The following is an 8,374-nucleotide window of genomic DNA, read 5'->3' on the forward strand; positions in this document are numbered from 1 at the left end:
GGCTCCGGAAGACGGTTGTTGCGCACGTATTCGGTGAACGCACTATGGCGACGCAGGGGCGTCTTATGAGCTTGCTGTCACCCTTTGACGTGGTGATATGGATGACGGATGGCTGGCCACTGTATGAATCCCGCCTGAAGGGAAAGCTGCACGTAATCAGCAAGCGATATACGCAGCGAATTGAGCGGCATAACCTGAATCTGAGGCAGCACCTGGCACGGCTGGGACGGAAGTCGCTGTCGTTCTCAAAATCGGTGGAGCTGCATGACAAAGTCATCGGGCATTATCTGAACATAAAACACTATCAATAAGTTGGAGTCATTACCAATCACATTGTGGCGTAAATTTTGTGAACGACTCATATTTTCCTCCTTGTGAGTCCATTAAAACCCGATTTAAAACATTTTTATGCGTGTGTTTTCACAAAACAGATTTTCCGTTCCGCTGCCATTTTTCATTTTCATTGATATCTAAGGCAACAAAAAATGGAGAGCCGAATCATGTCTACGATGAATGTTTTAATTTGCCAGCAGCCGAAAGAATTAGTCTGGAAACAACGCGAGATACCTATTCCGGGTGACAATGAAGCATTAATAAAAATTAAGTCTGTCGGGATTTGCGGTACCGATATTCATGCCTGGGGTGGAAATCAACCATTTTTTAGTTATCCACGTGTTTTAGGCCATGAAATATGTGGGGAGATTGTTAGGCTGGGTAAAAATATTGCTGATCTTAAAAATGGTCAGCAAGTTGCTGTGATCCCTTATGTTGCCTGTCAGCAATGCCCGGCGTGTAAAAGCGGGCGTACCAATTGCTGTGAAAAAATTTCAGTCATTGGCGTGCATCAGGATGGCGGTTTTAGTGAGTATTTGAGCGTGCCGGTGGCGAACATTTTGCCCGCAGACGGTATTGACCCGCAGGCGGCAGCATTGATTGAACCTTTCGCTATTAGCGCTCATGCGGTGCGTCGCGCAGCCATTGCTCCCGGCGAGCAGGTGCTGGTGGTCGGGGCGGGGCCAATCGGTCTGGGCGCGGCGGCAATCGCTAAAGCCGATGGCGCACAGGTGGTGGTGGCGGATACCAGTCCGGCGCGCCGTGAACATGTGGCAACGCGTCTGGAATTACCTTTACTGGACCCGTCAGCCGAAGATTTTGACGCGCAGCTACAGGCGCAGTTTGGTGGTTCGCTGGCGCAGAAAGTGATCGACGCGACAGGTAATCAACATGCGATGAATAACACCGTGAATTTGATTCGTCACGGCGGCACGGTGGTATTTGTCGGCCTGTTTAAAGGTGAGTTGCAGTTCTCCGATCCGGAATTCCATAAAAAAGAAACGACGATGATGGGTAGCCGCAACGCCACGCCGGAAGATTTTGCTAAAGTCGGTCGACTGATGGCGGAAGGAAAAATCACTGCTGACATGATGTTAACCCATCGCTATCCGTTCGCCACGCTGGCAGAAACCTACGAGCGCGATGTGATTAACAATCGTGAGTTGATTAAGGGTGTAATTACTTTCTGATAAGGCGAGATTATTAAAGTTGCCATGCAGCGTCCGGGGAAGTGTTGGGCGCTGTTTTTTTCTGTTTCTCAATGATGTTTTGTAGGCCGCAGAAGGTGTGTAGGTCGCACCTTATGCGACCTACACATCAGTCAGGAATTATCCTTCACGTTCCACCACTTTAATTTCCACCATGCCGATCCCGAGCTTACGCGGCGAGTGTCCGAGGATATTCCCTTCGTTGGTTGAGACAGGTTCCGGCGGCACAATTACCAGTGTGTCGGCATCGGTTGGGTTATCGAAATGCAGTGTGGTGGTGGTCACTTCATTGCCCAGCACAAGGGTTTGTTCTTCATTGCCTACGCGTACCGGAATAGGACGGCTGGCGTTATTGCCGTATGCTTTGGCGGTAATCACCAGGTCAAATTTCTTTGGCAGCGGATGCTTGTACTCGATTTTTACTTCATCGCCCAGCTGCGCGTTGGACCAGCGGCCCCACGACTCTGGACGGGAAATCCCACTAAACTGTTTCACCTCTTCTGGCGCACCGGCGACGTTGAAGATGAAACTGTCGGCTTTGTAGCGAATATCGTTATCAACAATTTTCAGCGTATCGACATTGCCTTTATAACGCGCCATGTCGATGACCGTATCTTTAAATGCCGTTTTGCCCTGCCATGTTGTTTTGTCAACATGCTGAACAATTTGCTGACCGCCAAGCTGCCCTTGCGAGACACACCAGTCGGTGGAGAGTGCCAGTTCCGGAGCCCAGAGTTGTGCCATCTTATAGCAACGGTCAACCCAGACGAAATTGTCGCGTGGAGCGAAATCGGCCAGCTGGAAACGCAGCGGTGCTGAGTATTCGCTTTCCGGCAGCGGTTCCACGCGTTTGTCTGAAACCCGCAACAGCAGCGGCAAACGGAAATGGCTACCCGAGAAGGCAATCATGTTTTTCTGCTGGTCGATGGTGAACTCTTTCATCTCTTTAGGGAATTTCCACAGGCGGATGATATCCGGCTTCCACGCCAATGTTTTCTCTTTGATATTGAGGAAGATTTCCGACATCGACTGCCCGGATAAACTGCTACGACCAAGTCCGAGATAGTTATCGCCACCGAGAATGTCCAGCACCGTCGCGCCGTTATCCATCGTGTTACGCTTCACTGCCAGCGTCTCTTGCTGCGGCTTGTCGCCACGAATGACAAAAAACAGGTTATTGCGATCCTGCTTATTGAGGTATTTCCACGCCGTGTTGTTCATCGCTAAATGGTCAGAAGAGACGACGATGACGGTATCTTTAAACCACGGTGACGCTTTGATTTTGTTGATAAACGCCGCGATATTCTCCTGGCTGCAACTTACCGCGCTGAATGACTGGTTTGGCTTACCGTCAAAATCATATTTTTTGCGGTTACAGGTACGCGAGATAAAACCATCCGGGTGATGGGTATCGACTGTCAGGGTAAACAGTGAGAATCGCTGACCTGAGCGGGAAAGCTCTTCAAACTTTTTCCACGCTTCATCGAGAACGGTATCGTCGTAGAATCCCCAGTCGTTGCGATAGTGCGGGTCGGCCACCACGCTTTTCAGCTCTTCTGAGCCGTATAAGTGGTCGAAGCCATGCGACTTCAGGAACACATCTTTACCGGCAAAACGCAGATTCGCGCCCTGCACGAAATAGTTCTGATAACCCGAGTTTTTCAGGATATCGCCCAGACAGATGTTCTGCGGGAAGAAGCTGGAGACAGAGGCGGAGGCGTTGCCTTCAAAGGGGGCAAACAGCGGTATGCCGCACTGAGAAGCCACCATGCCCGCAATCGTGTAATCCGTTCCTGGCAGCTGCTGCGTGTGGCTGAAATCCAGGCCTTCATTTTTCAACGCGCCCAGTTCAGGCGTGAGATCCGGGAAAGCTTCGTTATCAAAATAGGTCCGCTCGAGACTTTCGCCGTAGATATAAACCAGGTTGAGTTTCGGGTCAGGGATAGTTTTCGACGGCTCTTTATAATAAGCCGCAAAGTCCGGGTCGCCATCGCGTGACTGGGATTTCACCAGTTCCGTTATCTGACGAAATGCCGGGCTGGCGTCCACCGAACCCAGCGCCAGTAAGAGCGCCAGCAGGCTGTAACCAAAATGGTGCGGATGATGGCGACGATGGCGCAGGATCCAGCCCAGCGCACCGAACACCGCTGTCAGCCCCAGCACAATGCCGATACCCGGCAGGATGTATTTGCTGACGCCAGCACCGGTCAGGCTGTTGGTTAAGGTATAGAGAACCGCGTCGTTAATACCATCGCCAGTAAAATAGTCGCTGGCAAACAGGGTGATATTTAAAACGACAAATAGCCCCAGCACCGTTAATGTGGCTGCAAACCACCAGGTGTTACGTCCCGCTTTCCATGCGTAAATCAGCACAGAGGCGAGAAAAAGGGCGAAAGAGAGTAGTTCTGACAACGGGCGATCCTCACTAAACCGGGCCGTTTAGCCAACGTTTAAGCTTTTTGAGAAGAACAATGTAATGGCGTCGCCATATTGCTGCAATTCTAGTGTCAAAAAAATGCGATGTTGTTAGGAATTAGTTTATAAACAGACTTTTTTGATCGCGGTCGCTTCCCGTGTAACAGGGGGAAAATCGTCCAGAAGCAGGGAAAAGGGCAGGAGAGAGCCGCGTCAGCCGGGTAACAGCTAAAACGCGGCGTTTCGCGGTTCAGGAAATGAAGTTCAGCCCCTGCTTTAACACCAGATCGCAGGCTTTGGTTTTCACCTTTTCTGCCAGCGGAGTCGTTCCGATGTTATCCAGATTGAGTTGCTGACCATCTTTGGTTTTCAGCAAACCCTGAATGCCATCCAGATAGTTGGTGTCTTCTTTTTGCTCTTCACTGTTCAGGCCCAGCTTTTCCAGCACCTGGTTCTTGATGTTTTCGGCATCGGTTACCGACGCCAGCTTTTGCTTCGCGCAGTATTGCAGAATGCCTGCGGCGTTGTTCATGTTATCTGCGCTTAAGGCCTGGTTCCCGCTGCTAAGCAAGTTAGTTAATGACGCGAGCGACCAACCGCCTTCCTGTGTCGTGCTGTTTTGGTTGCCAAGTTCGCTGGCGGCGCTGGAGAGCGCATCTTTCCAGGACGCAGCATGCACCCCGGTGGAAATTAATGCGCTGGCGGCAATGGCACAGCACAGAAGATGTTTAACAGTTTTCATCATCATTACTCAAGGTGGAATTGTGTCGCAGTATACCGCCAGAAACGGGGATTAATACTCTTTACCTGTTACCCGGCTACGGTAGCTATCCCAGTTGAAGATCACCCACAAACTGTTACCCAGGCGCATACGGTCCATCACGCGTTCGCCCAGCAACTTGGTCATCTCTTCCATATTACTGTTGGTCAGCATCCCGGTTGGGCGTTTGGAAGAAGAGCGGCGATCGACGATCTGGTTGATGATCACTTTTTCGTATTTCGATTCGGTCTGCACGCCGATCTCATCGATCACCAGCAGATCAACGTTGCTCAGATCGTTAAGCAGTTGTTCTTCACTGGTACCGCTATTCCTGAAGGTATCTTTCATCGCCGACATAATATCGGCCACGGTGATGATCAATACGGATTTACCGCGTAGCAGCAGCTCGTTGCAGATTGCCGCCGCCAGATGGTTTTTGCCGGTTCCTGGCTTACCAGAAAAGATGAAGCTGGCGATGTTGCCGTCAAACTCTTCGACGTACTGGCGCGCTTTGCTTAACGCATTCATCTGCCCTTCACACTCAACGCGATAGTTCTCAAAGGAGCAGTTCTGATGCAGTGGCCGAATACCGGAGCGGTTAAAGGTGCGCTGCATTTTCATCGCCCGATTTTCACGTTCGAGAGCGGCGGAGCGGATCGCTCCTTGTTCTTTCTGCCAGGCCAGTAGTTCTTCACCCGTTTTGAATGCAGGTTTGATATGGGCAGGCATCATTTTTTGCAGGCGTTGCATCAGGTCGCCAACGTTTTTCATCGTTACCCTCTGAATCCTGGTGGAATTTGACTGTCAGGTTCGCTGACCGTATTCACATCTCGTTTCGGCAGTCCGCCGTTGCTGGCACGACCGATTTGCAGGCTGCGCGCCAGTTTTTGTTGCCACTGCACATGGTGAAAGACTTTACCTTCCGCCTGCCAGTAGGCAATGAATGAGGCCAGTTCTTCGGTGGTCACCGGCTCTCTTAGTGCCACACCCCATAGCGCCGCCAGGCGGATAAAATCGGCATCGGGTTGCCAGTCCGGATACATGGCGAATTTCCCCATGGGTACAGCAACGGGAGCGGCTTGCGGTTCCTGATAGAGTTGATCGTCCAGAGCGACATCGCTTCCCGGACGCGCCAGCTTTTCTTCCAGCGCCAGCAGTTCAGCCAGGCGTGCAGGCGTGACGGCATAAAACGCCGGGGCATTGTTAGCAAATACGGCAACCACACCGCCTTCAGCTTTTGCCAGAACGGTTTGGTGATCGTGTACCAGGGCGTCAATACCAACGACGTCCGGGGTCAAAACTCTGGAAGACATACTGTTTCTCAAATATGGAACGATGAACGAGAAGGGAGATAACTTTTATAGTAACACACGGAGGAGAGGAGGCTGTCTCTCATCCGTGTGCTTTAAGCGAGGCAATTTTATACGCGAGGGCGCTTGCGGTACAACCATAATCCAGGAATGGAAAGACCGATGGATAACGCACCAACAATCGATGAAGCTGTAAGAAAGTTGGTTAACAGGGTAATCATCAACGGTTCGCTGTAACCTAACTGGCTGATTTTTACCGCCGAAATCATTGCGGTATAAGCCGATATGCCCGGGAACATAGGGATAACAGCCGCCACGGTAAACACTTTCGGATGCGCCAGATACCAGCGCGACCATTGAATACCAATGGTGCCGACCAGCATGGAGGCCATAAAGGTTGACCACTCAATATTCAGCCCGCTGGTCATTAAGATCATTCGTGAACCATGACCAATCGCGCCAAGCAGCGCACACCAGCGTAATGCCCGAACGGGAACGTTGAACACCATCGCAAAGCCGACCGCTGGAATGGCGGCGAGGATCATATCCTGCGCCAATGCAAACAGAAACTCGATCACACCCATCCGCGTAGCCCCCAAATCGTCAGTGCCATCACCACGCCGACGCAGGTAGCCAGTGTCAGCAGACTGGCGATCGCCCAGCGTGCCAGTCCGGTATTGATGTGGCCTTTAAACATATCGGCGACGGCATTAATCAACGGAAACCCCGGCACCAGCAGCAGAACGCTGGCGGCCATCGCGATAGTGGGTGTATTGCTGAAAGTGGGAAGTTGCAAAAGCAATCCGGAAATGGTGGTGGCGGCGAAAGCGGTGAGGCAAAAGTTGATCTGCGGATGAAGATGACGTTGTGCCAGCAGCTGGCGGATATACATCGCGGCCGTACTGGCAAAGAAGGTGATGACGGCACCATCCCAGCCACCTTTATTGAGTTTGCAGAAACAGGCGCAAGAAAGGCCAACCATTAAGGCTACCAGCCATCTTGGGTAACGTAATGGCTGAATTTGGCTAAATCGTTTCTCTACGCCTTTGTAATCCAGCAGATGGTGCTCCGCCAGAATCACAATGTGCTGGACTTCAGTCACCACATGCATATTAATGCCGCGATCGTGATTTTTACGTGTCGATGTCAGGCATTGCCCATCTTTAATGGTTGTCAGCACTATGGCGTTCGAAGAGATAGAACTTTCGACGCTGTCCATCCCCAACGCCCGACCCAGTCGTGAGGAAAGCTCATCAACCAACGCGCTTTCCGCACCATGTTGCAAAAGAAATAATCCACACTGGATACAAAGCCGTGTTACGGCTCGCTGTTGCTCAGTTTGCATAACTCGCCCTTTGTCATAGACGTGCTGCGTATTGTTCAGATAATGAGAATCCATTTGTATCATGAAGCACGGTTGTTTTGCGGTAGGTTAAGATCAAAATTGCGCTGATTAATCCTGGTTATCGGGACAAGCTCGGTGATAAAAAGCGAATTATCTCTCGCCGCAAACAAACTATCACATGAATATTATCACTATAATGAATTTATTGTTTGGCCTTTACGAATCAGGATAATAGATAACCGGGCACGTTTTTTAATGTTAACAAGTTAAAACCATCAGATTTCATTGAATAAATATTGGTTGTGTGATTTTTCATTCTGCGGGAAGGGATATCATTTAATTATAAATTAAATGAATGTGATTTCTGTTTTTCATTAAGTATTCCTAACAACTTAATGTAGATATTTTAAATGTCTCCAGGCTATTTCACCAGGTTATCATTTGATGCTAACCTTCTGACACATGCAGTGGAGTTGTTGTGCAGCAGGAGTATGCTGATATGAAAGTGAATGCTAAGGATAATTTATTCGCTTAATCTATTAATTTGCTGGAAACATTTAAGGAATGAATATCCTGAATAAACCATCATGATTTTTAGACAGTGGATGTGGAGGAAATATGTTGCCAGGATGGGTAATGACTCCAACTTATTGATAGTGTTTTATGTTCAGATAATGCCCGATGACTTTGTCATGCAGCTCCACCGATTTTGAGAACGACAGCGACTTCCGTCCCAGCCGTGCCAGGTGCTGCCTCAGATTCAGGTTATGCCGCTCAATTCGCTGCGTATATCGCTTGCTGATTACGTGCAGCTTTCCCTTCAGGCGGGATTCATACAGTGGCCAGCCATCCGTCATCCATATCACCACGTCAAAGGGTGACAGCAAGCTCATAAGACGCCCCAGCGTCGCCATAGTGCGTTCACCGAATACGTGCGCAACAACCGTCTTCCGGAGCCTGTCATACGCGTAAAACAGCCAGCGCTGCGCGATTTAGCCCCGAC

The 8,374-nt window shown here is 50.1% G+C and carries 7 protein-coding genes and 2 pseudogenes; 2 read left to right on the forward strand and 7 right to left on the reverse strand.

Annotation, left to right across the window (positions count from 1 at the left end; genetic code table 11):
* Together BFF42_RS06215 and lgoD are read left to right on the forward strand one after the other, a co-directional pair.
* Nucleotides 1-311 (forward strand): annotated as a pseudogene (locus BFF42_RS06215) (IS1-like element IS1A family transposase); the annotation flags it as partial.
* A 189-nt stretch (nt 312-500) separates the two neighbouring features.
* Complete coding sequence (gene lgoD, locus BFF42_RS06220) at nt 501-1,523, forward strand: L-galactonate oxidoreductase (RefSeq protein WP_039059802.1); 1,023 nt, start codon at nt 501-503, stop codon at nt 1,521-1,523.
* A 138-nt stretch (nt 1,524-1,661) separates the two neighbouring features.
* Here the strand turns inward: lgoD and opgB are convergent, their stop codons facing one another.
* The 7 genes and pseudogenes from opgB to BFF42_RS06255 form a co-directional block, all read right to left on the reverse strand.
* The gene (opgB, locus tag BFF42_RS06225) at nt 1,662-3,953 is read right to left on the reverse strand and encodes a phosphatidylglycerol--membrane-oligosaccharide glycerophosphotransferase (RefSeq protein WP_001292641.1); all 2,292 of its coding nucleotides are present in this window, start codon (nt 3,951-3,953) and stop codon (nt 1,662-1,664) included.
* 253 nt (nt 3,954-4,206) lie between these two features.
* Nucleotides 4,207-4,701, reverse strand: a complete 495-nt coding sequence (yjjA, locus tag BFF42_RS06230) for a DUF2501 domain-containing protein YjjA (RefSeq protein WP_001308243.1) — start codon at nt 4,699-4,701, stop codon at nt 4,207-4,209.
* A gap of 48 nt (nt 4,702-4,749) precedes the next feature.
* A complete protein-coding gene (gene dnaC, locus BFF42_RS06235; protein WP_000799911.1) occupies nt 4,750-5,487 on the reverse strand; it encodes a replicative helicase loader DnaC in 738 nt (245 codons plus the stop codon).
* Between the two features lie 2 nt (nt 5,488-5,489).
* Complete coding sequence (dnaT, locus tag BFF42_RS06240) at nt 5,490-6,029, reverse strand: primosomal protein DnaT (protein ID WP_000098818.1); 540 nt, start codon at nt 6,027-6,029, stop codon at nt 5,490-5,492.
* 107 nt (nt 6,030-6,136) lie between these two features.
* The gene (locus BFF42_RS06245) at nt 6,137-6,610 is read right to left on the reverse strand and encodes a threonine/serine exporter (protein WP_000538176.1); all 474 of its coding nucleotides are present in this window, start codon (nt 6,608-6,610) and stop codon (nt 6,137-6,139) included.
* The gene (locus tag BFF42_RS06250; RefSeq protein ID WP_001340933.1) at nt 6,601-7,371 is read right to left on the reverse strand and encodes a threonine/serine exporter family protein; all 771 of its coding nucleotides are present in this window, start codon (nt 7,369-7,371) and stop codon (nt 6,601-6,603) included. Before BFF42_RS06250 ends, BFF42_RS06245 begins: the two co-directional genes overlap by 10 nt.
* Nucleotides 7,372-8,018: 647 nt before the next feature.
* Nucleotides 8,019-8,357 (reverse strand): annotated as a pseudogene (locus BFF42_RS06255) (IS1-like element IS1B family transposase); the annotation flags it as partial.
* Between the last annotated feature and the right edge of the window lie 17 nt (nt 8,358-8,374).

Origin of the sequence: Shigella sp. FC1661 (assembly GCF_001712525.1) — a bacterium.
GTDB classification, from domain to species: Bacteria; Pseudomonadota; Gammaproteobacteria; order Enterobacterales; family Enterobacteriaceae; genus Escherichia; species Escherichia coli.